Here is a 26,988-nt window from a genome sequence, read left to right as displayed (position 1 = left end):
TTCCCGGCCCGGGCCGCCGTTTCTCCCCGTGCCCCCGCTCAGCCGGCGCGGGACCCCGCCCGGATGCGCTCGGTGATCCGGTCGACGTCCCAGCGCTCGGCCGGGGGCAGCGGCATGCCGACCCCGTCGCGCAGGGCGCGGGCACGGTCCAGGAGTTCGGCCGCGGCCCCGTGCTCCCCCGCCAGGGAGCGCGCCCCGGCCAGCCCCTCGAGCGCGAGGGCGACGGCGCGGGGGTCGCCGCCGCGCTCGGCCTCGCCGAGCCCCTGCCGGTGCAGGTCGAGGGCCTCGGCGGCGTCACCGCGCTGCTCGGCGACGAACCCCAGCTGGGTGAGGATGAAGGCGGTCCCGATCCGCCCGTCCACGCGCCGGTTCCACGCCAGGCGGCGGCGCAGCGACCGCTCCGCCAGGTCGAGGTCGCCCCGGCGGCGGGCGGTCAGCGCGATCCCCGCGTCGGCGAACTGCTCGGCCACCGCGTCGGAGTGCTCCTGCGCCACGCGCAGCGCCCGGGAGTGCAGGGTGTCGGCGCGGTCCAGGTCGCCCTCCAGGAGGGCGATCCTCCCCAGGCCGGCCAGCTTGAGGGAGACCGTGCGCCACAGGCGCAGCTCCTCGGCGATCCGCAGCCCCTCGGCGTGCCGGGCGGCGGCGTCCCCGAAGTCCCCGAGCGCCTCCGCCGCCTGGGCGAGGACGTCGGAGGCGTGGAGGACGCCCCACCGGTCCCCCAGCCCGCGCAGAACGCGTTCGCCCTCCGCGGCCAGGCGCAGCGCCTCCGCCGGGGAGCCCTGCACGAACGCGGTCCGGGCGAGCCCCACCCGGCAGACGGCGGCGCACCAGGGGTCCCCCGCCTCCAGCGAGGCGGCGAGCGCCTCCTCCGTCCGGCGGGTCGCGCGGTCCAGGTCGCCGAGGCCCCAGCGGGTGAGCTCCGAGAACCAGGCCAGCCGGGCGCGCTCGGCCGGGTCACCGACCCCGGCGAGGTCCTCGTCGGCGGCGGCGCGCCTGCTCCGGTCGTCCTCGGACCCGGGGGCGGACAGGGCCGTCCGCCACACGACGGCCCGGGCCCGCGCCTCCCCGCCCCGCAGCGTCCGGTCCGGGGAGGGCGCGCCCGCGACCGGGCCGGCCCCCGCGCGGAGCGCGGCGTCCAGGGCGTCGCGGGCCTCCCCGGTGCGTCCGCGCAGGTAGCGGTACCAGCACAGGGCGTTGGCCAGGCGGGCCGCGAGGTGGGCGTCGCCCTCGCCGACCGCGAACTCCAGGGCCGCGCGCAGGTTCGCGCTCTCGCGGTCCAGGCGCTCCAGCCAGTGCCCCTGCTCGGGGCCGCGCAGGAGCGCGTCGGCGCGCTCGGCCAGGTCGGCGAAGTGGGCCGCGTGGCGGGCCCGGGTCCTTCCCGCCTCCCCGGCCTCCTCCAGCCGTTCGAGCGCGTACGCGGCCACCGACTCCAGGAGGTGGTAGCGGGTGCCCCCCGGACGGTCGGCGGCCACGACCAGCGACCGGTCGACGAGGGAGCCGACCAGGTCCAGCACCCGGGCCCGGGGGACGCCCTCCCCGTCGGAGCAGACCTCCTCGGCGGTGTCCAGGTCGCATCCGTCCGCGTGCACGGCCAGGCGGGAGAGCACGGCGCGCTCGGGGGCGTCGAGGGGTTCCCAGCTCCAGTCGATCACCGCCCGCAGGGTGCGCTGCCTGGCGGGCGCGTCGCGGCGGCCCACCCCCAGGAGCGCGAAGCGGTCGTCCAGGCGGGCGGCGAGGTCGGCGGCCCGCATGTGGCGCAGCCGGGTGGCGGCCAGTTCGAGCGCGAGGGGGATGCCGTCCAGGCGGCGGCACACCGTGGCGACGGCGGGCGCGGTGTCCGCGTCGAGGGCGAACCCGGCGACGGCGGCCTCCGCGCGGGCGGTGAAGAGCCGGACCGCGCCGGATCCGGCGAGGGCCTCGGGCGTGTCCGCACCGGGTCCGGGCACGTCCAGCGGGGGGACCGCGAACAGGTGCTCGCCGGTCACGTCGAGGGGCACCCGGCTGGTGGCGAGGATCCGCAGGCCGGGGGCGGAGCGCAGGAGCCGGGAGACCGCGTCCGCGACGGGGGCGACGACGTGCTCGCAGTTGTCGAGGACCAGGAGGGGGCCTCCCCCGCGCAGGAGTTCGGCGACCCTGTCCAGGAGCCCGGGGCCGGCCCCGTCGTCACGCACCCCGAGGACGGCGGCCAGCGCGGGGACGGGGTCGCCGTCCGGGGCGAGTCCGGCGAGTTCCACGAACCGCACGGTGTCCGCGGGGTCCTGTGCCGCCACCGCCAGGGCCAGCCGTGTCTTGCCGACGCCGCCGGGGCCCGTGAGGGTGACCAGGCGCCGGTCCGCGACGAGGGGGCGCAGCGCCCGGAGCTGGACGTCGCGTCCGACCAGGTCCCCCACGGGCGCCGGCGGGAGCCCCGTGCCCGGGGGCTCGGGGCGCCGCGGCCCGGGGTCCGGCGCCGGGGACGGCTCCGGGGCGTCCGCCGGGCCGCGCGGCGGGTCGAGGGAGGGATCCTGGGCCAGGACCGCGCGGTGCAGGGCCGCCAGCTCGGGTCCGGGGTCGATCCCCAGCTCGTCGGCCAGCCGGGCGCGGAGCCGCTCGTGGGCGGCGAGCGCCTCGCCCTGGCGGCCCGCGCCGTAGAGGGCCCGGATGTGGGCCGCGTGCAGGCGTTCGCGGTAGGGGTGGCGGGCGGCCTCCTCGGCCAGCTCGGCGACGAGCGCGGGGTGCTCGCCCAGTTCGAGGCGGGCCAGGGCCCGCTCCTCCACGGCGGTCACCCGCAGCTCTTCCCACCGGGCGGCGGCGGACAGGGCGGGGTCGGCGTCCGAGAACTCGGACAGGACCGGGCCGCGCCACAGGCCGAGGGCCCGGGTGAGCAGGTCGGCCCTGCCGCGCGGGTCGGCGGCCGTGCCCGCCCGGCGGACCAGGTCCTCGAACCGGGCGGCGTCGAGGTCGTCCGCCTCCAGCAGGTAGCCGGGGGCGCGGTGGCGGACCAGGGCGCGGGCCCCGGGCTCGGCGCGCTCCAGGTCGCCGCGCAGCTGGGAGACCCGGGCCTGGAGGACGGCGGAGGGCCTGGCCGGCGGGCGGTCGCCCCACAGGTCCCGGACGAGGCGGTCCGCGGGGACCGGCCGTCCGCGGGCGAGCAGCAGGGACGACAGCAGGGCGCGGACCTTGGCGTCGCCGATCCTGACGGGCCCGCCGTCGTCGGTCCACACGGCCAGCGGCCCCAGCACCCCGAATCGCATGTGCCAACCGTAGTGTTCCCGTGGGGGACCCGTGGCGGCCGCGGCCATCGTGGTGGTCACACGGGGAGGCCGCCGGGCCTCCCCACGGGAGACACCTGGCGGGAAAGATGAGCGAGTACAGCGGCAAGCGCGCAGTGGTGATCGGCGGGACGCACGGGATGGGCCTGGGCGTGGTCGAGGACCTCGTCGCCGGAGGGGCCCGGGTCCTGCTGACCGGGCGCAACGAGAAGAACCTGGAGGAGGCGCGCGGCCGGCTGGGGCCGGACGTGCACGTGGTGCGCGCCGACGCCGCCGACCGGGCCGACACCGAGGCGCTGGCCGAGATCGTGGGCTCCGCCCTGGGCGGGATCGACTTCCTCCACGTCAACGTGGGCACGTCCGAGTTCAGCCCGTTCACGGAGGTCACCGAGGAGTCCTACGACCGGATGTTCGCGGTCAACACGAAGGGGGCCTTCTTCACGGTGCAGCGGCTGCTGCCGCTGGTCGCCGACGGCGGGTCCATCGTGTTCACCACGTCGGTCACCAACGTGACCGGGTCACCGGGGATGAGCGTGTACACCGGCACGAAGGCGGCCGTGCTGGGGTTCTCGCGGGTTCTCGCCTCGGAGCTGCTGCCGCGCGGGATCCGGGTGAACTCGGTGGCGCCGGGCTTCGTGGACACCCCCTCCATGGGGGTCTCGGGCCTCACGGAGGAGACCAGGGCCGAGTTCATGAGGGTCGGCGACGAGGCCACCCCCATGGGACGGCACGGCACCGTGGCCGAGGTCGCGCGGGCCGTCCTGTTCCTGGGGTTCGGGGCCACCTTCACCTCCGGCGCGGAGATCCCCGTGGACGGCGGCCTCGGCCTGGGCCTGAGCACGTCCCTCTAGCGTCGCGCCCGGGAGCGCGGCCGGTGTGACGCGGCGGGCCGGCCGCCGCGACCGCCCGCCCGGCGGGCCGGGTCCCCGCGCGCGGTCGGCCCGGCCCCCGGCGCTCGTTAGGCTGGCGCCGTGGAGCTTCGACAGTTGAGACACTTCGCCGCGGTGTGCGAGGAGCAGCACTTCACCCGCGCCGCCGAGTACCTCGGCATCACCCAGTCCGGCCTGTCCGCGTCGATCCGGGCGCTGGAGAGGGACCTCGACGCCCAGCTCCTCCTGCGCACCACCCGGCGCGTGAGCCCCACTCCGACCGGCCGCCTGCTGTGGGCCGAGGCCCAGCGCATCCTCTCCGCCGCGGACGGGCTCAGGGACCTGGTGGCCGACGGCGACGGCGTGCGCGGCACCCTGGCCCTGGGCACCGAGCAGTGCATGGGGGTCGTGGAGGCCGCGCCCCTCCTGCACTCCTACCGCTCGCTGCACCCGCAGGTGGCGATCAACCTCCAGCAGGCCGCCACGGGCCAGCTGATGGACCAGGTGCGGGCCGGACTGCTGGACGCGGCCCTGGTGGCGGGCCCCCTCGAGGGCGAGGGGGGCACGGACCTGCTGCGCATCTCGGAGGAGCCGCTGATGCTCCTGGCCGGTCCCGACCACGCGATCGACGCGGGGGGCGTGCTGGCCCAGCTGGAGCGGGAGGACTACGTGGACCTGCACCCGGGGTGGGGCGCGCGGGACTGCGCGGACCTCGCGTTCGCCGAGTTCGGCATCACCCGCAGGGTGGCCCTCCAGGTCAACGACGTGTACACCCTCCTGGACCTGGTGCGCCGCCGGATGGGGGTGGCGGTCGTGCCGCGGCCGGTCGTGGACAAGCCGCAGGCGGCCGGGCTGCGGAGCGCTCCCCTGCCCGGCGGCACGCGATGGCGGGTCGGGCTGGCCACGCCGCGCGGCTCCCACCCCTCGGGCGCGACCCGCGCGTTCCTCGACCTGCTGCGCGAGGAGCACCCGATTGATGACTCCCACGCGTGAATCCCACTCTTCTCACATGTTGGACATGTGTGAGCCCGGTGCGGCATGGTGGCGGGAGCGGAGCCCGCCGGCTCCGGCCAACAGCCACGTCTTGGGAGCCCAGATGTCTCAGCGGGTACAGGGTGTGATCTCCCGTGCCAAGGGAGCACCCGTCGAACTGACCACGATCGTCGTCCCCGATCCGGGCCCCGGGGAGGCAGTGGTCCGGGTCCAGGCGTGCGGGGTGTGCCACACCGACCTGCACTACCGCGAGGGCGGCATCAACGACGAGTACCCGTTCCTGCTCGGCCACGAGGCCGCGGGCGTGGTGGAGTCCGTCGGCGAGGGCGTCGTCAACGTCCGGCCCGGCGACTACGTCGTCCTGAACTGGCGCGCGGTGTGCGGTGAGTGCCGCGCCTGTCGGCGCGGCCGCCCCCAGTACTGCTTCGACACCCACAACGCCACCCAGAGGATGACCCTGGAGGACGGCACCGAGCTCTCCCCCGCCCTGGGCATCGGCGCCTTCGCCGAGAAGACCCTCGTCGCCGCGGGCCAGTGCACCAAGGTCGACCCGGAGGCCTCACCGGCCGCCGCCGGGCTGCTCGGCTGCGGGGTCATGGCCGGGATCGGCGCCGCCGTCAACACCGGCGGGGTGACCCGCGGCGACTCCGTCGCGGTCATCGGCTGCGGCGGCGTGGGCTGCGCGGCCGTCGCCGGGGCCCGCCTCGCGGGGGCGAACCGGATCATCGCCGTGGACCTGGAGGACCGCAAGCTCGAGCAGGCGCGCGGTTTCGGCGCCACCCACACGGTCAACGCCTCCGCCGCCGACCCCGTCGAGGCGATCCGCGAGCTGACCGGCGGCTTCGGCGCGGACGTGGTCATCGACGCGGTCGGGCTGCCCTCCACCTACGAGCAGGCGTTCTACGCCCGCGACCTGGCGGGCACCGTGGTCCTGGTGGGCGTGCCCACGCCGGAGATGCGCCTGGAGCTGCCGCTGCTGGACGTGTTCGGGCGCGGGGGCGCGCTGAAGTCGTCCTGGTACGGCGACTGCCTCCCCTCGCGGGACTTCCCCATGCTCGTCGACCTCCACCTCCAGGGCCGCCTGGACCTGGGCGCCTTCGTCAGCGAGGAGATCGGCCTGGGCGACATCGAGGAGGCCTTCGTCCGCATGGAGCGCGGCGACGTCCTGCGTTCGGTGGTGCGGCTGTGAGCGGCGCGCGCGTGGAACTCCTGACCACCTCCGGTGTGTTCGCCCTGGACGGCGGCGAGTGGGAGGTCGACAACAACGTCTGGCTGGTCGGTGACGACGAGGAGGTCGTGGTCGTCGACGCGGCCCACGACGCCGACGCGATCCTGGCTGCGGTCGGCGGTCGCAGGGTCGTGGCCGTGGTGTGCACGCACGCGCACAACGACCACGTCAACGCCGCCCCGGCGGTGGCCGACGCCGTCGGCGCCCCGATCCTGCTGCACCCCGACGACCGGGTGCTGTGGGACACGACCCACCCGGACCGCGCCCCCGACGGGGAACTGGCCGACGGGCAGACGGTCGCGGTGGCCGGGACCGGGCTGCGCGTGCTGCACACCCCGGGCCACGCCCCGGGGGCGGTGTGCCTGTACGCGCCGGAGCTGGGGACGCTCTTCAGCGGGGACACTCTCTTCCGGGGCGGGCCGGGGGCGACGGGGCGGTCCTACTCGGACTTCCCGACGATCGTGGGGTCCATCCGCGACCGGCTGCTGACGCTGCCCCCGGACACGGTGGTGCGCACCGGGCACGGTGACTCGACGACGGTCGGCGAAGAGGCGCCCCACCTCCAGGAGTGGATCGACCGGGGCCACTGACGGTGCGGAGGGGTTCGCGGCCCCGCCCCTGCGGCGGGGCCGTCCCCCTCACCGGTCGAGGACCATCTCCCCGACCACCTGTCCGCCCATCACCCGTCCGGTGGGCCGGAACCCCGCACCCAGGTAGAAGCCCTCGGGTCCGCCCCCGCCCGGCACCCACATCACCGTGAGCCTCCGGTTCCCCCGCACGCGCGCCTCGGCGGCGACGGCCCCGACCGCGAACCGCCCGTACCCCCTCCCCTGCGCGTCCCCGGCGATGTTGAGCCGCCAGATGCCGCAGCGGAAGTCCGGCTCCTCCTCGTCGGGGGCGAAGTTGGCCACGACGAAGCCGACGGCCTCGTCCCCGTCCATGACGAGGCGTGGCCAGGCCGTGGCGCGGGAGGCATAGGCCTCGGCCAGGGAGCGCTCCACGGGGGCCACGAAGGCGTTCTGGTCCTCGCGGACCTTCACCCCGAGGGCGGCGTCGACGTTCGCGGGGGTGATCTCCGCGAGGCGGAGCGAGGGGGCAGGAGTGGTCGTGGCAGGCACCCAAGGGGCCGGCTGCGCCCGGACACCACGGATTTTCCGGGCGGGCGCCTCCCGCCCGCCGCCCCGGACCGCGGGGCCCGGCGGCCGGGCTCCCTCCCGGGCTCCCGGGACAGCCCGGGTCGTTGGGCCGTCAGTCCACCTGGACCACCAGCGGGCCCTCCGTCGACAACGTGTCCGTCACCTCGACCTCGGTGATCTCGGTTCCCTCCGGCACGTCCACCGCAGCGGTCCCGGAGACCTCGTTGCCCGGGTTGATCTGCTCCAGGAACAGGGAATCGGCTGTCAGGGACCCGCTCGACGAGTGGGTGTTGCCCTCGGAGTCGACGAGGCTGATCGCCGAGCTGTCGAAGGTCGTGGCCTCGCTCCCTGTGTTCTCCACGGTGAGGTCCACGATCGCGTACTCGCCCTGCGCCGTCTCCTGGGAGAACTCGTCCCCGTAGGTGGCGGCCGTCTCGATACCGTTCACGGTCACCTCCCACTGGCCGACCGTGCCGGGCTCGCCCATGCCGACGGACTCGGCCTCGCCCGCGTCGTCGGCCGGCTCCCCGCCGGATCCTCCGGCGAACAGCGACACCGTGCAGGCGACGCCCAGAATGATCACCAGCAGCGCGGCACCGCCGCAGCCGAGCAGGACCCAGGGCCAGGCCTTCCTCTTCTGCGGGGGCGGTGGCTGTCCGGGAGGCGGCTGCTGAGGGTACTGAGGTCCACCCGGCGGTTGTTCGTACATGGCGCAATGCTCCCCCGCGGTAAGGTCCGGCCCGGACAGGCAGAATTCCCTCCCTCCTTCAAGGGTCACTCATCCGCCCGGAGAAAGAGGGCTCATTACGCCAAAGGCTTTCCGTGCTGAGACCGACGCCTTGACAATTTCCGGGCAAGACCGGGATCCCCGCCCGCACCGGCCGCCGCCCCGGAGTCCTCCTCCGGGGCGGCGCCGGTGCGGGCGGGCTCAGCCCTCCTGGGCGAGCGAGCTCCAGTAGAGGGCCTGGGCGACCTGCCCGAAGAGGCCCTTGGGGTGGTTGCGGAACAGCGGCTCGGTGCCGAACAGCACCACGGACGCGCCCCGCTCCGCGACACCGCTGACCACGGAGGCCCGTCCGGCGGCGGCGTCCTGGCCGCCCTCCCCGTTCGCGTCGGCACGCCAGTGCCCGGCCACGAGCGGCCCCTCGGCGGCGTAGGACTGCTCGACGGACACGTCCTCGCCCAGGTCGGTGAACCACCCGGGCGAGTACACGAACGAGTGCCCGCCCGTCCCTGCCAGCACCCCGTCCCCTGCGGTCACGGCCACCACGCCGTTGGCGTCCGGGCGTCCCGCATGCCTGACCACGTCCAACAGACCGGCCTGGCCGTTGAAGCGGGCGCCCGTCGGGCCCCTTCCCACCACGCCGCCGTGTTCCAGGAACGCGTCCAGGTCCGCGCGGGCCTCCGCATCGAGGTCGGCGTGGACCAGCCCGCTCGACACGTAGAGCACGTCCACCCCGGTCCAGTCGAACCCGTCGTTGAGCACGCGCGTGGACACCGGTTCGACGTCGAACCCCATCCGGTCGAGGGTGAACAGCTCGTCGGCGGCGCCCGCCACGGCGACGGTCGGCGCCGACAGCGCCTCGCCCCCGCCGTCCTCCGCCCCGGCGAAGACCGCCCCGTGACGGTCGGAGACACGCTCGACGGCGCCGGCGGCCGACGCGGGGACGAGCACACTGCCCCGCCCGCTCCACGCCACCTCGACGCCGTCGGCGAGCAGGGCGTTGAGGGCCGCGACCTGGGCCCCGTCGTCCAGTGCCAGCTCCCAGCCGTGCCCGCCCGCCTCGTCCACCCGCCCGGAGGGGGCGGCCGCCGCCACGGGCGCGGTGTCGGCCCCGACCTCGGTGTGGAGGGCGTCGACCCGCGCCCCCCACAGCAGCCCGTGGCTCCATCCGGAGATGTCGTACATCGCGCCGATGTCCTCGCTGATGTCCCGCCCGTCCTCCAGGAGGACGTTGGCCATGCCGCGCTTGGGCTGGTGCATGTCCACCACGTACGTCCCGGCGTCGTAGGAGGTCCCGCCCGCCTCGAAGCCCTCGTTCGCGCGTTCGACGACCACGTCGTTGGCGACGAGCAGGTCCACGAGGCGGGCGGCGGCCGGACCCTCCGCGGGGATCGCGTAGGCGCGCGGGAACTCGGTGGTCCACACGTCCTCCGGGTCGAACCCGGGCACCCACCCCTGCGGGGGCACGACCTGCTCCTCACCGGCCGCGCCCCGGCGGAACACCTCGATCTGGTCGCCGACGAGCTCGTCGCGGTTCTCCCCGACGTAGGCCAGCGTCGCCCCGATGGTGGCGGCGGAGACGTCGGTGTTGATCGCCGAGCGGCGCCGCAGCTCCTCCTCGTCCAGGTCGTCGTAGGCGGCGTTGTTGACGCGCATCGGGAACTCGACCGTGGCGGAGGAGACCGCTCCCTGGTAGGGCGCGTACATGGGGGTGAAGATCGGCGGCCAGTCGTCCCAGCCGTCCTCCCAGTCGCGGAAGGGGATCTGCGGGGGCTCCACCCCGTCGTCCTCGGGCGTGTACCCGAGGTCGAGGACGGCCTCCTCCATGTTCTCCGCGTTCGCGTACGTGTGCTCGATGTAGAGGTCGTACTCGTAGTTCTGGCCGTGCGGGGGCGTCCCCGGCTCGATGAGCGTGCCGTTGACGTACCCGTGCTGGTCGAGCAGGACCAGGGGCTGGGTGTCGATCACGACCTGGCGCACCGCCGCCGTCTCGGGCTGGGAGACGGTGACGAAGTCGCGGTTGAGGTCGAAGCCGCGGCTGTTGGCGCGCTGTCCCGCCACGCGGCCGTCCGGGTTGGCGGTCAGCACGAAGTACAGCCGCGTGCTCTCCAGCAGCTCCTCCGTCGCCTCGTCCGTGCCGGTGGCGAGCTCCTCGATGACCCGCAGCGACGCGTCCGTGCCCTCCCACTCGTTGCCGTGGATGTTGGCGTTGACGAGCACGGGGGCCTTGTAGCGGTCGGGCAGGGTCCTGTCCCGGGCGGCCCGCGCGGGGTCCTGCGAGATCAGCTCGCGCATCCGTCTCTGGTGGTCGGACTCGGCCCGGTTCTCGGGTTCGGTGACGGTGACCAGGTACATGTCGCGGCCCTGCACAGAGGTGCCGACGACCTCCGCGCTCACCCGGTCGGAGGCTTCCTGGAGTTCGTTGAGGGCGGGCGCGATGCCGTGGTAGGGCATGAGGCCGAGCCTGACCGAGTGGTCGTCGGGGTCCTCCGGCGGCTCAGGGAGTGCGGTCCGCCTGGGGTAGGGGGCGTCCGGGTCCACCCCGGCTGCGGCCGGCGGAGCGGCGAACGCGTGCGGGGCGGCGCCGGCCAGGGCCTCCGCCCCGGCGGCCCGGTCGTTGCGCTCGGAGCCGTTGGCGGCCTCCCCGCGCGGGACGGGGTCGGCGGACGCCGCGCCGGGGGTGGCGAGCAGGCCCGCCGCGACGACGGCGGCCAGTGTGCCGGAGAGGGCGGACAGTGGGCGGGGGCGCGGCTGAGGGGGCTGGTGCACGGGGGCTCCTCCTGGGGGTCCCCACCGTTCCTACCGACACGGCCGGCGCCGGACAAGACCGTCATAAGTGAAATTCCTGTTTCGCTCGGCGGCGCGCGTGCTCCCCGGCCCTCCCGACCGGCCGGGCACGGCCCCGGCGGCGGCACACGGGCGCGCAAACCCGACCGGGCGCCGGGAGCAGGCGTCCGGGCTCACGCGGGCACACGTCCGGCCCTGCGGGTTCGCCGTCGAGGAGCCCGGCCCACGCGCCCCGGGCTCCCCTCGCCCGGCGCCGACGCCACCCTGGTCCGCCTGCCCCCGCCTACTCGACGACGCCGGAGAAGAACACGACCTCGTGCGCGAGCTCCGCGTCGCCGGGTCTGGAGAGGCCCAGCAGGAGCTGGAGTCCGTACTCCTCGGCGGGCATCTCGCAGGCGGGCTCCAGGACGCCGGCGGCGCCTGGCTGGATCGTGCCTGGCCGCTCGTGTGCGTCCCCGTCGAACGCCTCGTCGTCGCCTTCGACGCCGCCGGTGCAGAACCAGTCGATGCGGTCGATCCGCACCGGGACGTCACTGTCGTTGGTGAGGGCGACGGTGAACGTGACCCTGTCCCGACCGCCGCTGTCTCCGAGGGCGTCCTCGTCGGGCCGCTCGACGTCGGACAGCCCCACGGACAGGCCGTCGTCCCAGGTGTGGGTGTCCCCGATCTCGAGGAGGACCGGCATCGCCTCCCCCGGGGCGGGCAGGGCGGGCTCCACCTCCGCCATGGACTCGAAGGAGTACTCCACCGGGGCATCCTCGGCGCAGGCGCTGAGGCCGGGGGCGAGCAGGACGGCGGCCGCGGAAGCGGCGAGGGCGGTGGGGCGCACCGGGGCTCCTGGGGGGCGTCGGCTCACGACACGACGATCGGGGTCGGGAGCGCGACCGTAGCAAACCCTGGAGACATCGGTGTGCAGAACGGTGGGAAACGGTCCAGGGATCCCTGGACCGGGGCCGCGCACGACGGGATCCGCGAGCACGCCCCCCGGCGTGGGTGGAGTTCCCCTTGCGGCACCACAGGCCGTGCCCCGCGCCGCCGACGGCGGCCCCGACCCGTGGAAGGGCCCGCGCCGGGACCGGCGAGAGGGCTCCGGCCGCGCGCTGCCCCGGAGGCCGCCGCCGGGTCGGCCGCCACGCCCCTGATCACGGCTCGCCGGCCCGCGCCGCGGCCCGCATGGCCGCCGTCACAGTCCTCCGCAACCCCGACCCACACAGGGGTTCTCGCGACGTAACGCGGATCACGCGGATCGCCGGGTAAAGCCGGGATTGCCGAGCGCAGGTCGTGTGTTGGTGCCGGGAGTATCCCCACGTGGGACTTTCTTGACGGTGCCCCGCCCGAAGGCGGTTCACGGCGCCCGAGCACCTTCCCGGTTCTCCCTGTCCTTGACCTTTCCTGTGCTGGAGCCCCTGTGACCCTTCTTTCCGTGCGCCCGAAGCACCGCGCCCCGGAGACCGCCGCGACCGACGAGGCGACCCCGGTCGTCCGCGCCGACGCGACCGACGTCCGGGACGCCGCCCCTCGCGGCGGGGACCGGAGCACGCGCCGTCGCACGCTGCTGCTCGTGCTCGTCCTGGGCGTGCTGTCCGCCCTCGGCCCGCTGGCCACCGACCTGTACCTGCCCGCCCTGCCCCAGATCTCCGCCGACCTCGGCGCCAGCGAGTCGAGCGTCAAGCTCACCCTGACGTCGGTGATGGCCGGTCTCGCCCTGGGACAGCTGGTCATCGGACCACTCAGCGACCGGTGGGGGCGCCGCCTTCCGCTCCTCGCGGGGATCGGCGTGTTCACCGCCACGACGCTCGCCATCGCGATGGTGTCGAGCGTGGAGGCGTTCAGCGCGCTGCGCTTCCTCCAGGGGCTGTCCGCCGCCGCCGGACTGGTGGTCTCGCGGGCGATCGTGCGCGACGTGTTCGACGGCGACGCCGCCGCCACCTTCTTCTCACGGCTCGTGCTGCTCGCCGGGCTGGCGCCGATGCTCGGCCCGGTCCTGGGCGGCCAGCTCCTCTTCTTCGGTCCCTGGCAGCTGCTCTTCGCCGTGCTGGGCGCCGCGGGCCTGCTGACCTTCGGCCTGGTCCTGTTCGGCCTGCCCGAGAGCCTGCCGCGCGAGGAGCGCCAGCGGGTCAGCCCGCGCGCGCAGATGCGCGTGTTCGGCAGCCTGCTGCGCGACATCCGCTTCACGGGGCCCACGCTCACGCTCGCGCTGAGCTTCGGCATGAGCTTCACCTACATCTCGACGTTCTCGTTCGTGTCGCAGTCGCGGTTCGGTGCGAACGCCCAGGAGTTCAGCCTGGTGTTCGCGGTGACCACCCTCGGGATGATCCTCGGCAACCAGCTCAACGCGTTCCTCATCCCCCGGGTGGAGATCCACCGCCGGCTGATCCTCGGCCTGGTCGGGTCGATCCTGTCGGTGGCGGGCCTGGCGCTGCTGGACACCGCGGGCCTCGCCGACCTGGTGACGGTGACCGCCGCCCTGTTCGTGATGATGGTGTTCACCGGCCTGGTGTCGCCGAACGCGACCGCGCTCGCCCTGAACGGGCAGCCGCCCCAGGTCGCCGGAAGCGGCTCGGCCCTGCTGGGCTCGCTCCAGTTCGCGATCGGGTCCGGCCTGGCCGCCACCGCCGGGCTGTTCGGCCCGGTGACGCTGTCCAGCATGACGGTGGTCATGTTCGCCACCGCCGTCGGCGCGGCCGTGGTCTTCGCCGGGTTCGCGCTGCGCGTCCGGCGCACCGCGCCCGCGGCGGCGTGAGTGTCGGCACCGCCCATTACCCTGGTCTGTTCACGCCAGAGAGCCCAGAGGAGTGTGTCGTGTTCGCTTTTCCGGATCCCAAGGCCGAGTCCCTGACGAGCGGACCCCCCGGCGTGTGGTCGGAGGTTCTCCCCCACCTGGTGGAGACGGCCGGGACGTACTGGCTGACCGTGTCCCGCGCGGAGGGCCCTCCGCACACGCGGCCGCTGCTGGCGGTGTGGGTGGACGGCCAGCCCTGCTTCGCCTCGGGGCAGTCCTCGGCCAAGTCCCGCCTGATGGCGTCCTCGCCCGATGTGAGCCTGGCGTTCGGCACGGGCCGGATGGACGTGGTGGTGGAGGGGACCGTCGAGGCGGTGCTGGACGCCGAGCGCCTGGACAGGGTCGCCGCGGCGTACGCCGAGCGCTACGGGTGGGCCCCGGCCCCCGGGAACGGCGAGCTGACCGGCCCCGAGGGAGCGCCGACCGCGGGTCCGCCGCCCTACCGGGTCTTCACCGTCACGCCGTCGACGGTGTTCGCGTTCCCCGCCGACGAACTGCCGCACGGTCCCACCCGGTGGCGCTTCGACGTGTGGCCCTGAGCCGGTCGCCGGGCGGCGCGGCGCCGCCCGGCGGGCGAAGCAGGTGAGACGCCCCTCCTCGCGGGTAGGTCCCTGGCGAAGCAACGCCGCCTCGTCAGCTCACCCCCCTTGGAGGCAGAGAGTGCGCGTGAAGATCGTTCTTTCGACGCTGGTCGTCCTGTGGCTTCTCATCGGCCTGATCGCCGCGTTCCAGCGCGGCCTGTTCGGCGCGGACGAGGCCTCGTGCTCGAACCTCGGGCACACCGTGGGCACGGTCTTCGTCGGCCCCCTGAACTACGTGGGGGTCAACCCGACCATCGAATGCCCGGAGCTTCCCGAACCCTCCGAATGACACCTGGTCCGCTGCGCCCCGCCCGCCACCGGCGAGCGGGGCGCAGCTGTGCGCGGACGCCCCGTGTCCCGGCGCGCGGAGCGCACGACCGGCGCCGCGACGCCGCGGGAGGGGCGCGGGGGTCTTGCCGTCCGGTCGGCGGGGCCGCACAATCCCTTCCATGCGGACCTCCGAACGGTCGGACACCGACCGGCTCCTGGCCAGGCTGGACCGGTTCGACCTGACGCCCGGGGCGGTGCGGCTGCGCTCGCGCGCGCGGGAACTCCTCCGCGCGGGGCCGGGGGACACGGTCGTGGACGTGGGCTGCGGGACGGGACGCGCGGCGGCGGAGATCGCCGCCGAGGGGCCGCGCGTGGTCGGTGTGGACCTCGACCCGCGCATGCTCGGCGCCGCCCGCGGGCGCCATCCCGGACCGGGGTTCCTGCGCGGCGACGCCTACGCGCTCCCCCTGCCCGACGGCCGCGTCCAGGGGTACAGGGCGGAGAAGGTCTACCACTCCCTCGGTGATCCCGCGCGCGCCCTGGCCGAGGCCCGGAGGGTCCTGGCCCCCGGGGGCCGCGTCGTGCTGCTCGGCCAGGACTGGGAGGCGTACGCCGTGGACTCGGCCGACCCGGTGCTGACGCGCGCGATCGTCTCCTCGTACGCCGACGGCATGCCCGACCCCCGCGCGCCCCGGCGCCAGCGCGCCCTGCTGCTGGAGGCGGGCTTCGGGGACGTGGAGGTGGAGGGCAGCGTGCTCCTGTTCACCGACGCCGGTGTCCTGCCCATGCTCACCGGCCTGGCCTCGGCGGCCGTGGCGGCGGGAGCGGTCCCCGGGGACCGGGCGGCCGCGTGGGCGGACGAGCAGCGCGAGCGCGCCGGGACGGGGCGGCTGTTCGTCGCCATCCCGTTCTTCCTGGTCTGCGCCCGGCGCTAGGTGTACCGGAGGTTGGTGACACCCGCCCCGGCCGACAGAGGCGAAGAGGGCCTCGGTACCGGTGTGGATCGCGCCATCCACCCCGACCACCGGAAGGCTCTCGACGCCCCACACCGCCAACGCCCGGCGCCGGGCCGCCGCGTGGTCGACGACGGCCGTCCGGGCGCCACCGGGCCGAACGTCGCACACCGTCCCCTGTGGGGCCTCCGGACGGCCGTCCGCCCGGAGGCCCGCGAGGACGCTCCCCGGCGGAGCGGGAGCCCGGACCGGCCGCACCCGGTGGGTGCGGAGCTCGGGGCGGGGCCCGGCGCCCCGGGGCCCGACGCCCCGGGGCCCGACGGCGCAGGGGAGCCGGGGCGGTCAGCCGCGCCGAGGCTTCCGGACCACCGCGCGCACCCCGCGGGGCTGGAGCGCCAGGGCCGGGCGCGGCCGCACCGCCTCCGGCGCGACGGGTTCCAGGCGCACGCGGGCGCACAGCTCCCCGGCGATCACCTCCACCTCGCGCAGGGCCATCGACGCCCCGATGCAGCCGCGCGGCCCCGCCCCGAAGGGGAAGTAGGCGTAGCGGTGGGAGGGCCCGCCCGCGAGCCAGCGCTCGGGTCGGAACTCGCCGGCCCGGGGGAACCACCGCTCGTCCCTGTGGGTCACCCACGGGCTGAGCCCGAGGACGGTCCCGGCGGGGAGGGTGTGGCCGCCCGCCTCGAACGGCCGCACGGTCTCCCGGCTGATGACCCACGCCGGCGGGTAGAGGCGCACGGCCTCCTTGGCGGCGGCCCGGGCGAACCCCTCCTCGCCCATCCGGTCGTTCGCCTCCGGGTGCGCCCCCAGGAGGTGGAGGAGCCAGGTCAGCGCGTCCGCGGTGGTCTCGTAGCCCGACATCAGCAGGGTGGCCAGCTCGTCGCGGACCTCCTCGAAGGACGGGTCGTCGGCGAGGAGGGCGTCCAGGGCCGTCCCGGCGCCGTCGTCGCGGTGTTCGCGGATCATCACCGCGAGCGCGTCGTCCAGGTCGCGCAGGGACCTCCGCAGGTCGCGGTTGACGCGGGTCGGCAGCCAGGCGGGCAGGCGCGGGGACGACGTGAGCCGCATGATGGCGGCCACGGCGCCGGCCAGGGCCTCGCCGTGCTCCCCGGGTTCGCGGCCCGCGATGTGGGTGGCGCCCACCAGCATGGCCAGCCGGGACATCTCGTGGTGCACGTCGACGGTCTGCCCGTCCGTCCACGATCCGACCGTGCGGGCGACGCCCTCCCGCGCGGCCTCCTCCAGGTGTGCGAGGCGTTCGCTGCGGAAGGCGGGACGGAGCCGGGCGCGCTTGCGCTCCCAGTCCGCCCCCTCGCTGTTCATCATGGCGCGGGGGAAGCCGGTGGGCCCCCGCCGGGTGCCTTCGCTGATCTTGACGACGTTCTCGCCCCGGTCGACCAGGACGCGGCCGATGTCCTCGGGGTGGGCCAGGAGCACGTTGGAGGAGCTCAGGGAGACGACGTCGCCGAACTCGCGCACCGCCCCGGTGAGGAAGCCGAGCGGGTCCAGGGCGTAGTCGGCGGCGTTGGCCGTGCCGCGCCCTCCCCCGGGTCCCGGAGGGGCTGTGTGGGTGACCGTCATCGGGACCGTCCTGGGAAGGCGGTGGGCCCGTGCCCCGGAGGATCGGCACGGGCCCTGGGAGCGGCGGGGGGTCGGGACGCCGGGGCCGTGTCCGCCGGACCGCGGTCCGGGGTCGGTGCCCGCGGCGTCCCGGAGGCTCCGGGACCCGCGCTTGGGGGGTCCGCGGGTGTGTCGGGGGCCGGGCGGACCGGGGCGCGGGTCCGGGGAGGCGGCGGCCTAGTAGTAGATGTAGGGACGGGTCAGGCGCTCGCTGTCGACGATGCCCAGCCTGGCGGCGATGCGGTAGGCGACTTTCCTCATCGGTTCGTTCCCTCCTGCGGGGTTTCCCGGTGGCTCCGGGCGACCAGCTGAACACTACGCGGGCCCCCGGCGGCCGAGGCAGTGGCGGAGAGGTGAGCGATCACAGGTGCGGAGGTAAGCCGGGGGTGGCGGCGCGGACAGGCCCGCCTCGGGGCCGCACGGCGCCCCCGCCGATGCGTCGGCGAGGACCGGGTGCGCGGGCGGGCCGGTGCGGCGCCGCGCGTCCGCCCGCCCGTGGTACCCGGTACGTTGCGGCCCCCGGTTTGACGCGGGTGGCGGTGGCTGCCGTAGCGTACGACCGTACGCGGACCGCTCCTCACCGCGGGGCGGGGCGCGTCCCCGTCACGAGGGTGTCGGAGGGGCCCGTGTTCGCGGGGGAATCCCACGAGCCGCGCCCATGGGAGCGTTCCCATGGCTGTCCGTGACAGCCTCCCGCCACGCCGACCCGCACCCTCGACCAGACCGCGCCCAGCCGACGCCGCAGGAGAGAACCCCGTTGAACGCACCCCTTCCCTACCTCGACCCCGCGCTGGGCCACGCCGAGCGGGTCGCCGACCTCCTGGGACGCATGACGCTGCCCGAGAAGGTCGGCCAGATGCTGCAGCTCGACGCCAAGGACGGGGTCCGCCCGCTCATCGAGGACATGCACGCGGGCTCGATCCTGCACACCTCCCCCGAGCGTGTCCTGGAAGCGGCGGCCCTGACCGGGCGGACGCGGCTGCGCATCCCCCTCCTCGTCGCCGAGGACTGCATCCACGGGCACTCCTTCTGGGAGGGGGCCACGATCTTCCCGACCCAGCTCGGCATGGCGGCGACCTGGGACGCCGGGCTCGTCGAGAGGGTTGCCCGCACCACGGCCGTCGAGGTCGCCGCGACCGGCGTCCACTGGACGTTCTCCCCGGTGCTGTGCATCGCCCGCGACCTGCGCTGGGGACGCGTCGGCGAGACCTTCGGCGAGGACCCCTTCCTCATCGGCGAGATGGCCTCGGCGATGGTCAGGGGCTACCAGGGCGAGGGGCTGGAGGACCCGACGGCGATCCTGGCGTGCGCCAAGCACTTCGCCGGCTACTCCGAGACGCAGGGCGGACGCGACGCCAGCGAGGCGGACATCTCGCGGCGCAAGCTGCGCTCGTGGTTCCTGCCCCCGTTCGAGAGGGTCGCCCGCGAGGGCTGCCGCACCTTCATGCTCGGCTACCAGTCCATGGACGGCGTGCCGATCACGGTCAACGACTGGCTGCTCGACGAGGTCCTGCGCGGCGAGTGGGGGTACACCGGCACGCTCGTGACCGACTGGGACAACGTGGGCCGCATGGTGTGGGAGCAGCGCGTGTACGCCGACCACGCCCAGGCCGCGGCGGCCGCGGTCCGCGCGGGCAACGACATGGTGATGACCACGCCGCAGTTCTTCGAGGGCGCCCAGGAGGCGGTCGCGCGGGGCATGCTGGCCGAGGCGGAGATCGACGCCGCCGTCGGCCGCATCCTCACGCTCAAGTTCGAGCTCGGGCTGTTCGAGGACCCGCGCCACCCCAGTCCGGAGCGCCAGGCCGCGGTCATCGGCGCACGGGAGCACACCGACCTGAACCTGGAGGTCGCCCGCCGCTCCCTGGTCCTGCTGGCCAACGACGGCACCCTGCCCCTGGACGGGGGGTTCCGCGCCGACGCCTCCGGGCGGGCCGACGCCGCCGCGGACGCCCCGGCGCGCACCGTCGCCGTGGTGGGGCCCAACGCCGACGACCCCGACACCCAGCTCGGCGACTGGGCCGGCGCGTCGGGCCAGGTGGACTGGCTTCCGGACGGCCACCCGCGCGGGATGGTCCGGACCGTCCTGGACGGCGTGCGCGACCACTTCCCGCAGGGGTGGAAGGTGCGGCACGCCCGCGGCGCGGACATCCTCCGCCTCGCCCCGGACCCGGAGGGGGAGTTCTTCCCCGACGGCCAGCCGCGCCCCCGCGTCGTGGTCCCCGCCGAACCCGACGGGCGGATGATCGGGGAGGCGGTGGCGGCGGCCGAGGACGCCGACGTCGTCGTCGCCGTGGTCGGCGACCGGATCGAGCTCGTGGGCGAGGGCAGGTCGACCGCGACCCTCGAACTCGTGGGCGGGCAGGTCGCGCTCCTGGACGCCCTCGCCGCGACCGGGACCCCGATGGTCGTCGTGGTGGTCGCCTCCAAGCCGCTGGTGCTGCCGGACTCCGCGCTGGACGCCGCCGCGCTCGTGTACGCGGCCAACCCGGGCATGCTGGGCGGGCGCGCCGTCGCGGAGCTGCTGCTCGGGCTGGTGGAGCCCTCGGGCCGCCTGCCGATCTCCTTCGCGCGGCACGCCGGCCAGCAGCCGACGTTCTACAACCAGGTGCGCGGCCAGCACGGCGACCGGTACGCGGACCTCACGCAGCGCCCCGCGTTCGCGTTCGGCCAGGGGCTCTCCTACACGACCGTCGAATACGCGGACCTGCGGATCCCCCGCCCCGGTGTCGGGCCCGGGGACATCGTCCGCGCCCGGGTCACGGTGGCCAACACGGGCGCCAGGCCCGCGCTGGAGACCGTCCAGGCCTACGTCTGCGACACGGTCGCGTCGGTGACGTGGGCGGAGAAGGAGCTCAAGGCGTACCGGCAGGTGCGTCTGGAGCCGGGCGAGTCCCGTGTCGTCGAGATCGAGGTGCCGGTGGCCGACTGCACGATCGTGGACGCCTCGGGCACGCGCGTGGTCGAACCGGGCGGGTTCGAGCTCCTCGTGGGCCCGTCGTCGCGGGAGGAGGACCTGCTCCGCGCGGGCTTCACCGTGGAGGCCTGACGCCGGGCGGGGGCTGGGCGCCGGTCCCGTGCCAGCCCGGCGGGGCCGCGGCGCCGGTCCGCCGACGGTGGGTCCCTCCGGGTGTGCGCGGCGCTCGGAGGGCCGGGCGCCGCGCCTGCGCGGCGGGGCCGGACGGCGGCGGGGGGTTCAGGATCGGTGCGGTGCTGCCGGACGGGGACAGGACGGGGGAGGCTCCGTGATCCGGGTGGTCGTGGTCGACGACGAGCCGATGGTGTGCGCGCACCTGCGCACGATCCTCGGCTCGGCGGACGACATCGAGGTGGTGGGCCAGGCCGGGGACGGTGCGGAGGCGGTCGAGGCCGTGGTCCGCCTGCGGCCCCGGGTCGTGCTGATGGACCTGCGCATGCCGGGGGTCGACGGCATCGCCGCCATCAGGCGCGTCAACGCGCTGGCGGACCCGCCGGTCGTCGTGGCGCTCACCACGTTCGACGACGACGCGCACGTGGTGCGCGCGCTCAGCGCCGGCGCGATCGGGTTCCTGGTCAAGACCACGCCCGCGGAGGACCTGGTCAACCTCGTGCGGGTGGCCGCCGACGGGCACACGGTGATGTCGCCCGTCGCGGCCCGCCGCCTGCTGGGCGCCTCGGCCGGCGACCGCGTCCGCGCGGAGGAGGCGCGCGCACGCGTGCGGGGTCTGAGCGTACGGGAGCGCGAACTCCTGGGCTGTCTGGGCGAGGGCATGTCCAACGCCTCGATCGCCGCCCGCCTGTTCCTGTCCGAGTCGACCGTGAAGAGCTACGTGTCGCGCATGCTCGCCAAGCTCGACTGCGAGAACCGCACGCAGGCCGGCCTGCTCGCCCACGAGGCGGGCCTCGCGGCCCCTCCCCCGCCGTGAGGTCGCCAGGGCCGCCGGTTCCGAGCCGCGCGGGCCTGACGCCGGGTGGGGGCGGGGCCTCGGCTCCCGCCCGGGGTCGAGGCCCCCGCGCCCGGTCCCGTGTCAGCGGTCGACCGGCAGGTCCTCCGCGCCGGTGGCCCATCCGGTGTTCGGCTGTGCGCCCAGGACGTGGGTGAGGGTCCCTCCCCCGGTGGTGAAGTCCTCCGGGAGCCACGAGCGCCCGTACGGCTCGCCGTCCAGGCGCACCGAGTCGATGTAGACCGCGTCCGGACCGGCGTTGCGGGCGACGACGGTGATGGGCGGGCGCCCCCGCGGAGCGATCCGCGCGTACGGGAACACGGGGCTGGACAGCAGCAGTTCGCCGCGTCCGGGCGCCTGCGGGAAGAGCCCCAGGCTCGCGAAGACGTACCAGGCGGACATGGTCCCGAGGTCGTCGTTGCCCGGGAGCCCGCTCGGCCCCGTCCCGTACTGGGAGGCGGCGATCTCGCGCACCGTCTCCTGGGTCTTCCACGGTTGGCCGAGCGCGTTGTACAGCCAGGGGGCGTGGATGCCGGGCTCGTTCGTGGGGTCGTAGCGGAGGGGGTCGCCGCCGCCCACCGACCACTCGCCGCCGGGGGTGCGGAAGAACCCGTCCAGGCGTGCGGCGGCGGCCCCGCGCCCGCCCATCGCCTCGGCCAGGCCGCCGACGTCGTGCGGCACCATCCAGGTGTAGGTGGCGCTCGTGCCCTGGGCGAAGCCGGTGTCCCGGGCGGGGTCGAACGGGGTCACCCACGAGCCGTCGGCGTCGCGCGCCTGGACGTACCCGGCGCCGGGGGTCGCGTCGGGGTTGAACACGTTGCGCCAGTATCCGCCGCGCTCGGCGAAGGCGGCGGCGTCGGACCCGCGTCCGAGCCGGGCCGCCCACTGGCCCAGGGAGTGGTCGGCGACGGAGGCCTCCAGGGTCTCGGCCGCCCCGCCCCAGCAGTGGCAGTCGTCCTGGGGCGCGTAGTGGAGTTCGAGGTAGCGCTCCAGGTGCGGCCGCTGGCCCTCGCACTGGCCGGGGCACCCGGCGTCGGACAGCCCGTCGGGGTGCGGCTCGGTGGCCTGCGCACGCAGCGAGTCGTAGGCGGCCCGGGTGTCGAAGCCGTCCACGCCCATGGCGGCGAACGTGGCCAGGGTCGCGGCGGAGGGGTCGCCCGTCATCACGTGGGTGGGCCCGTTGATGTGGACCCAGCGGTCCCACACCCCTCCGTTCTGCTCGGAGAAGTTCAGGAGGGACTGGGCGAAGTCGCCGGCCACCTCCGGTTCCAGGAGCGCCAGCAGCTGGATCTGCGCACGGTACTGGTCCCAGCCGGAGAAGTTCGTGTACTGGGCGCCCTGGTCGCCGGTGATGCGGTGGGGTTCGCCGTCCATGCCGGGGTAGCGCCCGTCGACGTCGCTGACCAGGTTGGGCTGGAGCAGGGAGTGGTAGAGGGCGGTGTAGAAGGAGGTGAGCCGGTCCTCGGTGCCGCCGCCGACGCGGACGGTGCGCAGGCGCCGGTTCCACGCCTCCTCCGCCTCCGCGGCGACCGCGTCCACGTCCGCGCCCTCCCCTGCGGGGATCTCGGCGGCCAGGTTCTCCTCGGCCCCGTGCGCGTCCACGTAGGAGACGCCCACGCGCACGCCCACGGTCGCGCCCTCCTCGAAACCGACGTAGCCGCCGGAACCGGCGCCCCGGCGGGCGGCCCTGTCGTAGCCCTCCCCGCCCGACGCGGTCGTGGCGCCCTCCCGGAGTTCGCCGTCCTCCCAGGTGCCGACCTCGGTGAACGGGGTGTCGAAGTGCGCGGTGAAGTGCAGGCGGTAGTACGACCTGCGGTTGTTCTCCCCGCCGTTGGCCCGCTGCCCGCAGAAGGCGCCCGTCAGCACGGAGCCGGACACCGTGCGCGCCTCCTCGTCGATGCTGATCTCGGCGTCCTCGCTGCCGTTGAGCGAGTTGGAGGTGCGGAAGAGCAGGTTCGCGGGGACGCCGTCGGGGAAGGCGAACTCGCCCGCGCCCGCCCGGTCGGTGACGGACAGGTCGGTGCGCACCCCGTTCTCCAGGGTGACGGTGTAGCGGCCCGGGGTGGCGGACTCGTCCGCGTGGTCGAAGTCGCTCGCGTAGACCTCGTCCGCGCTGTCCGCGCTGGGCGAGGTGTCCACGGGCACGGTGACCGGCATGATCGGCACGTCCCCCGCCGCTCCGGGATGGCACCCGGCGCCGTTGACGTGCGTGAGCGCGAACCCCCGGACCCGGGTGGCGTCGTAGGCGTAGCCGTTGGCGGCCCCGGTGTCGGTCTGGTCGCCGCGGGTCGTGGTGGGGCTCCACGAGACCATGCCGAACGGCCGCACCGCGCCGGGGTAGGTGTTGCCGCCGCCGGAGGTGCCGATGAACGGGTCCACGTACCGTGCGGGCGAGCCGACGGCCGAGGGCCCGGGCGCCGGGGCGGCGGTCGCCGGGACGGGGAGGAGCAGGGCGGCGCCCACGGCCAGGGCGAGGACCGGGGCGAGCGGGCGCGGGAGGCGGCGGGCGCCGCGGGGGACGTCGGGTCCGGTGCCGCGGGTGTGTGCGGGGGAGGTCATCCTGGGCTGGATCCTTACGCGGGGGTGGCGGACGGCTCCGGTGAGTGTGCCCCACGGGGGCGCGGGAGGCCAGACCCCGTTCCGTGAGTTGGCGCGGTCTTCGCCGCCCCGTGGCCGGGGCGTCACGGACGCCTCAGGCCCGCCGCCCACGTGTCACGCGTGCCCCGGCTCACCGGCCGCGGGGCCGCAGCCGGGGCGGGGTCCGGGGCACGTCGGGAGCCGCCGCGGCCGGGCCGGTCGGAGACCGGCGACGGGCCCGCAGGAGGGGCCTGGAGGGACGGGTCCGCGGGCCGGGCCCTGGAGGGGCGGTCCCGGGAAACGTCCGGGAGCCGTACCGCGGGGCACGGCTCCCGGGCGCCGCTCTTCCGGGGGTGGTCGGTGTCAGCGCACGTAGCGCGGGTTGCTCACACCGCTCTCGTGGTGCAGGCGGTCCAGTGCGGTCACGTAGTAGGTGCGGTCGCCCTCCGCGGCGGGCGCGGTGAAGACCGTCTCCCGGCCCTCGGCGCGGACCGTGCCGACCATGGAGCGCGGGTCCTCGATGCCGCACGCGGCCCCGTCCCTTCCGGGAGGGCCGTCGAAGGCGTAGACCGCGTAGTAGGCGGGGTCCTGGCCGCGCCCCGGCCGGATGGTCAGCTCGGTGCCGCCGTCCCCCCTCACGGCGCGGGTGACCACGGGCTCGGCCGGCGCGGCCCCTCCGAGGTCCTCCTTGACGGGTACCAGTGCGGGGTGGGCGTAGTGCTCGTCCACCACGACGTCCATGCCCGCCCGTGCGTTGGTGGCCAGCGAGGTGGCGCTGAAGTAGACGTCGCCGTGCACGCCGGGGCGGTCGCGGTTGAACTCCAGGTGCCGGGCGAGTTCGCGCGGGTCGGACCAGGCTCCCGCGTTGCCCGCCTTGTAGGCGGCCTGGCCGATGTAGAGGTGGGTGCCTGTGCCCTCCGCGACCTCCTCCCACCAGGGGACCAGCACCGCGTAGTCGGCCACCGGCAGGCCGATCTCCCAGTAGACCTGCGGGTTGATGTAGTCGAGCCACCCCTCGGTGACCCACTTGCGGCTGTCCGCGTACTGGCCGTCGTAGGACTGGGAGCCGTTGGTGTCGGAGCCGTCCGGGTCGTTGGAGGCGTTGCGCCAGATCCCGAAGGGGCTGATGCCGAACTTCACGTGGGGTTTGGCGGCGTGCACCGCCTCGCTCATGCCCTGGACCATCAGGTCGACGTTGTTGCGGCGCCAGTCCGCCACGTCGTCGAACGCGCCGCCGTGCTCGGCGAAGGTGTCCTCGTCCGGAATCGTCTGCCCCGCCACCGGGTAGGGGTAGAAGTAGTCGTCGAAGTGGACCCCGTCCAGATCGTAGTTCTCGACCGAGTGCATCATCGCCTCGATCACGAACTCGCGGGCCTCGGGGACGCCCGGGTCGTAGTAGAGCCTGCCCCCGTACTCGAAGACCCAGTCCGGGTTCTGCCGGGCGGGGTGGTCCTCGACCAGCCGCGCCGGGTCGGCGTGCATGGCGACCCGGTAGGGGTTGTACCAGGCGTGGAACTCCAGGTTGCGGGCGTGGGCCTCCTCGACGGCGAACTCCAGGGGGTCGTAGCCGGGGTCGCCGCCCTGCTCGCCGGTCAGCCACTCCGACCAGGGCTCGTACGGGGAGGGCCAGAACGCGTCGGCGGTGGGGCGGATCTGCACGAACACGGCGTTGAGGCCGTCGTCCACCGCCCGGTCGTAGAGCGCGGCGAGCTCGGCCTGCTGCTCCTCGGGGGTGAGCCCCTGCTCGCTGGGCCAGTCGATGTTCTGCACCCCGGCGATCCACTCGGCGCGCATCTGCCGCTTGGGCGGGGCCTGGGGGTCGGTCTCGCACACTCTGTCGGGGGCGCCCGTCCCGGCCCCGCGCGGGGCGGCGCCGGCCGGCGCGGTGGCCAGGGAGGTGGTGAGCACGGCGGCGAGGGCGCCGCAGAGGAGGGCCGTTCGGGGGATCAGAACCGCGGCCCGTGAGGGCCGGGACGCGGTGCGGTTCCGGTGCGATGGCGCCAACGTGGCTCCTTCCGACTTGTGTCCGCGCGGGCGGAGGGCGGGCGGGGGGCCGGTCGCCGCCCCGGGACAACTGTGCGCGACGGTCGGGTCGCTTTCAGAAGAGAACCTTCATGATTTGCCGAACGAAGGCAAGAGTCCTACGGGAGGTTGATACTCATATGAAAGAAAGAGCCTTATGGGCGTTCTGCCTTGCCCTGCCGACCCGCCGTGTCGGCGGACGGGGGCCGCCCCGCCCGGGGGGCGTGCGGGTGCGGACCGGGGCCCCGCCGACCGGTGTGGACGCGGTCCGGGATCGGCCGTGGCCGGGCCCCCACGCGACGCCGGGGAACCGCGGCCGGCCATGGGCGGGCCCCCTTCGCCGAACCCCCGCGCACACCCTAGACTGCCCGGGATCCCGGACCTTCCGTTCCCCCGGGCGCGGGCGCCGGAGAGGGCGGGAACGACGTCCCGGGCGCTCCCGGGGCGCGGCGCCCGCCCCGCCGCTCCCCCTCCCGGCGGCGTCCCGCGCCGCATGCGGGGCCGGTCCGTCCCCTCACCCCGTGGAAAGGGCCGTACCCGGTGGACCTCTTGCGCGTCGTCGTCGGCGCGGGCATCTCCGTGCTCCTGTCCTACAGCCTGCCGTGGGCCCGCCGCACCTGGTGGCGGGCCGCGCTGGTGGCCCTCGCCTTCGGGCTGTACGCGCTGGCGCCGCTCCTGCCCGGCTGGGGGCCGGCGCTCCTCCTGCTCGCCTGCCCCGCCATCGCGGTCGCCCTCGCCCGCCTCGCCAGGGGCGACGAGAACGCCCAGACGTCGCCGACCCTGTTCAACGACCGGCCCGGGCTCGTGCTGTGGCCCCTGGGCGCTCTCGTGGGCGCCTGCCTGCTCGGGGCCCTGGTCCACGACGCGTCCGGCTCCGTCGCGCTCGCGGCCCGGCTGTTCGGGGACGACCGCCTCTTCGTCGTCGTCGCCGGGTTCGTCCTCGCGACGTTCATCGGCGGGGAGGTCGTCACGCACCTCCTGCGCCCGTTCACGAAGGCCCTCGACGAGGAGGAGGGCGCGGAGATGAGGTCGCTGAGGGGCGCGGGAGCGGTCATCGGATGGCTGGAGCGCTCGCTGATCTACGCCTTCGTGCTCGCCGGCCGCCCCGAGGGCGCGGCCCTCGTCGTGGCCGTCAAGGCGCTGGCCCGGTTCCCCGATCTGCGGGCCCACCAGAAGGGCTTCGCGGAGTACTTCATGATCGGCTCACTGAGCAGCCTGGGGGTCGCGGCCTTCGTCGGATTCGCGGCCCTCACTATAATGTCGTGAGACGGG

At 75.2% G+C, this 26,988-nt stretch carries 20 protein-coding genes; 11 read left to right on the top strand and 9 right to left on the bottom strand.

The window, feature by feature from the left end:
* Nucleotides 1-38: 38 nt before the first annotated feature.
* Entirely contained in the window at nt 39-3,233 is a 3,195-nt protein-coding gene (locus tag OUQ99_RS13720; protein ID WP_267949835.1) for an ATP-binding protein, read from the bottom strand.
* A gap of 107 nt (nt 3,234-3,340) precedes the next feature.
* Here OUQ99_RS13720 and OUQ99_RS13715 point away from each other — a divergent pair, with 107 nt between their 5' ends.
* The 4 genes from OUQ99_RS13715 to OUQ99_RS13700 all read left to right on the top strand — a co-directional run bounded on the left by OUQ99_RS13715 (nt 3,341) and on the right by OUQ99_RS13700 (nt 6,931).
* A complete protein-coding gene (locus tag OUQ99_RS13715) occupies nt 3,341-4,102 on the top strand; it encodes an SDR family oxidoreductase (protein ID WP_267949834.1) in 762 nt (253 codons plus the stop codon).
* Nucleotides 4,103-4,222: 120 nt separating this feature from the next.
* Nucleotides 4,223-5,113: a LysR family transcriptional regulator gene (locus OUQ99_RS13710; RefSeq protein WP_267949833.1), complete on the top strand. Its 891-nt coding sequence runs from the start codon at nt 4,223-4,225 to the stop codon at nt 5,111-5,113.
* A 103-nt stretch (nt 5,114-5,216) separates the two neighbouring features.
* On the top strand, nt 5,217-6,302 hold the full coding sequence (locus tag OUQ99_RS13705; RefSeq protein WP_267949832.1) for an S-(hydroxymethyl)mycothiol dehydrogenase: 1,086 nt from the start codon (nt 5,217-5,219) through the stop codon (nt 6,300-6,302).
* A complete protein-coding gene (locus tag OUQ99_RS13700; RefSeq protein ID WP_267949831.1) occupies nt 6,299-6,931 on the top strand; it encodes an MBL fold metallo-hydrolase in 633 nt (210 codons plus the stop codon). The genes OUQ99_RS13705 and OUQ99_RS13700 overlap by 4 nt, the downstream gene beginning before the upstream one ends.
* 48 nt (nt 6,932-6,979) lie before the next feature.
* Here the strand turns inward: OUQ99_RS13700 and OUQ99_RS13695 are convergent, their stop codons facing one another.
* From OUQ99_RS13695 to OUQ99_RS13680, 4 genes are all read right to left on the bottom strand, one after another.
* Entirely contained in the window at nt 6,980-7,459 is a 480-nt protein-coding gene (locus OUQ99_RS13695) for a GNAT family N-acetyltransferase (protein WP_267949830.1), read from the bottom strand.
* 130 nt (nt 7,460-7,589) lie between these two features.
* The gene (locus OUQ99_RS13690) at nt 7,590-8,186 is read right to left on the bottom strand and encodes a DUF4352 domain-containing protein (protein ID WP_267949829.1); all 597 of its coding nucleotides are present in this window, start codon (nt 8,184-8,186) and stop codon (nt 7,590-7,592) included.
* 219 nt (nt 8,187-8,405) lie between these two features.
* Entirely contained in the window at nt 8,406-10,970 is a 2,565-nt protein-coding gene (locus OUQ99_RS13685) for a M14 family zinc carboxypeptidase (RefSeq protein ID WP_267949828.1), read from the bottom strand.
* Nucleotides 10,971-11,271: 301 nt separating this feature from the next.
* On the bottom strand, nt 11,272-11,817 hold the full coding sequence (locus tag OUQ99_RS13680; protein WP_267949827.1) for a hypothetical protein: 546 nt from the start codon (nt 11,815-11,817) through the stop codon (nt 11,272-11,274).
* 723 nt (nt 11,818-12,540) lie between these two features.
* Here OUQ99_RS13680 and OUQ99_RS13675 point away from each other — a divergent pair.
* The 4 genes from OUQ99_RS13675 (at nt 12,541) to OUQ99_RS13660 (ending at nt 15,556) form a co-directional block, all read left to right on the top strand.
* On the top strand, nt 12,541-13,731 hold the full coding sequence (locus tag OUQ99_RS13675; protein WP_412759544.1) for a multidrug effflux MFS transporter: 1,191 nt from the start codon (nt 12,541-12,543) through the stop codon (nt 13,729-13,731).
* Nucleotides 13,732-13,790: 59 nt separating this feature from the next.
* Nucleotides 13,791-14,309, top strand: coding sequence for a pyridoxamine 5'-phosphate oxidase family protein (locus OUQ99_RS13670; RefSeq protein ID WP_267949825.1), 519 nt, complete (start codon nt 13,791-13,793; stop codon nt 14,307-14,309).
* Between the two features lie 121 nt (nt 14,310-14,430).
* Nucleotides 14,431-14,640, top strand: a complete 210-nt coding sequence (locus OUQ99_RS13665; protein ID WP_267949824.1) for a hypothetical protein — start codon at nt 14,431-14,433, stop codon at nt 14,638-14,640.
* 160 nt (nt 14,641-14,800) lie between these two features.
* On the top strand, nt 14,801-15,556 hold the full coding sequence (locus OUQ99_RS13660) for a methyltransferase domain-containing protein (RefSeq protein WP_267949823.1): 756 nt from the start codon (nt 14,801-14,803) through the stop codon (nt 15,554-15,556).
* A 360-nt stretch (nt 15,557-15,916) separates the two neighbouring features.
* On the opposite strand, the gene OUQ99_RS13655 is transcribed toward OUQ99_RS13660, so the two are convergent.
* Entirely contained in the window at nt 15,917-17,155 is a 1,239-nt protein-coding gene (locus tag OUQ99_RS13655) for a cytochrome P450 (RefSeq protein ID WP_267949822.1), read from the bottom strand.
* A gap of 216 nt (nt 17,156-17,371) precedes the next feature.
* The gene (locus OUQ99_RS31695; protein WP_352982781.1) at nt 17,372-17,455 is read right to left on the bottom strand and encodes a cittilin family RiPP precursor; all 84 of its coding nucleotides are present in this window, start codon (nt 17,453-17,455) and stop codon (nt 17,372-17,374) included.
* A gap of 496 nt (nt 17,456-17,951) precedes the next feature.
* Between OUQ99_RS31695 and OUQ99_RS13650 the strand changes: the two genes are divergently transcribed.
* Both OUQ99_RS13650 and OUQ99_RS13645 read left to right on the top strand, forming a co-directional pair.
* A complete protein-coding gene (locus OUQ99_RS13650; protein WP_267949821.1) occupies nt 17,952-20,243 on the top strand; it encodes a glycoside hydrolase family 3 N-terminal domain-containing protein in 2,292 nt (763 codons plus the stop codon).
* A gap of 196 nt (nt 20,244-20,439) precedes the next feature.
* Entirely contained in the window at nt 20,440-21,099 is a 660-nt protein-coding gene (locus tag OUQ99_RS13645) for a response regulator transcription factor (RefSeq protein ID WP_267949820.1), read from the top strand.
* Between the two features lie 102 nt (nt 21,100-21,201).
* On the opposite strand, the gene OUQ99_RS13640 is transcribed toward OUQ99_RS13645, so the two are convergent.
* Together OUQ99_RS13640 and OUQ99_RS13635 are read right to left on the bottom strand one after the other, a co-directional pair.
* Complete coding sequence (locus tag OUQ99_RS13640; RefSeq protein WP_267949819.1) at nt 21,202-23,676, bottom strand: GH92 family glycosyl hydrolase; 2,475 nt, start codon at nt 23,674-23,676, stop codon at nt 21,202-21,204.
* Nucleotides 23,677-24,057: 381 nt separating this feature from the next.
* Nucleotides 24,058-25,698: a glycoside hydrolase family 10 protein gene (locus OUQ99_RS13635; RefSeq protein ID WP_267949818.1), complete on the bottom strand. Its 1,641-nt coding sequence runs from the start codon at nt 25,696-25,698 to the stop codon at nt 24,058-24,060.
* A 558-nt stretch (nt 25,699-26,256) separates the two neighbouring features.
* Here OUQ99_RS13635 and OUQ99_RS13630 point away from each other — a divergent pair.
* Nucleotides 26,257-26,982 (top strand): hypothetical protein, encoded by a 726-nt coding sequence (locus OUQ99_RS13630; protein WP_267949817.1) that lies wholly within the window; start codon nt 26,257-26,259, stop codon nt 26,980-26,982.
* Nucleotides 26,983-26,988 lie beyond the last annotated feature (6 nt).

The sequence above is a fragment of the Streptomonospora nanhaiensis genome (genome assembly GCF_026642255.1).
In the GTDB taxonomy this organism is placed as follows: domain Bacteria; phylum Actinomycetota; class Actinomycetes; order Streptosporangiales; family Streptosporangiaceae; genus Nocardiopsis; species Nocardiopsis tropica.
The sequence above is the reverse complement of the archived record's forward strand: the minus strand, read 5'-3'. Positions and strand labels throughout refer to the sequence as shown.

Coding starts and splice junctions, on each gene's coding strand:
- OUQ99_RS13715 (WP_267949834.1), top strand. CDS start 3,341: ATGAGCGAGTACAGCGGCAAGCGCGCAGTGGTGATCGGCGGGACGCAC.
- OUQ99_RS13720 (WP_267949835.1), bottom strand. CDS start 3,233: ATGCGATTCGGGGTGCTGGGGCCGCTGGCCGTGTGGACCGACGACGGC.
- OUQ99_RS13640 (WP_267949819.1), bottom strand. CDS start 23,676: ATGACCTCCCCCGCACACACCCGCGGCACCGGACCCGACGTCCCCCGC.
- OUQ99_RS13655 (WP_267949822.1), bottom strand. CDS start 17,155: ATGACGGTCACCCACACAGCCCCTCCGGGACCCGGGGGAGGGCGCGGC.
- OUQ99_RS13660 (WP_267949823.1), top strand. CDS start 14,801: ATGCGGACCTCCGAACGGTCGGACACCGACCGGCTCCTGGCCAGGCTG.
- OUQ99_RS31695 (WP_352982781.1), bottom strand. CDS start 17,455: ATGAGGAAAGTCGCCTACCGCATCGCCGCCAGGCTGGGCATCGTCGAC.
- OUQ99_RS13705 (WP_267949832.1), top strand. CDS start 5,217: ATGTCTCAGCGGGTACAGGGTGTGATCTCCCGTGCCAAGGGAGCACCC.
- OUQ99_RS13690 (WP_267949829.1), bottom strand. CDS start 8,186: ATGTACGAACAACCGCCGGGTGGACCTCAGTACCCTCAGCAGCCGCCT.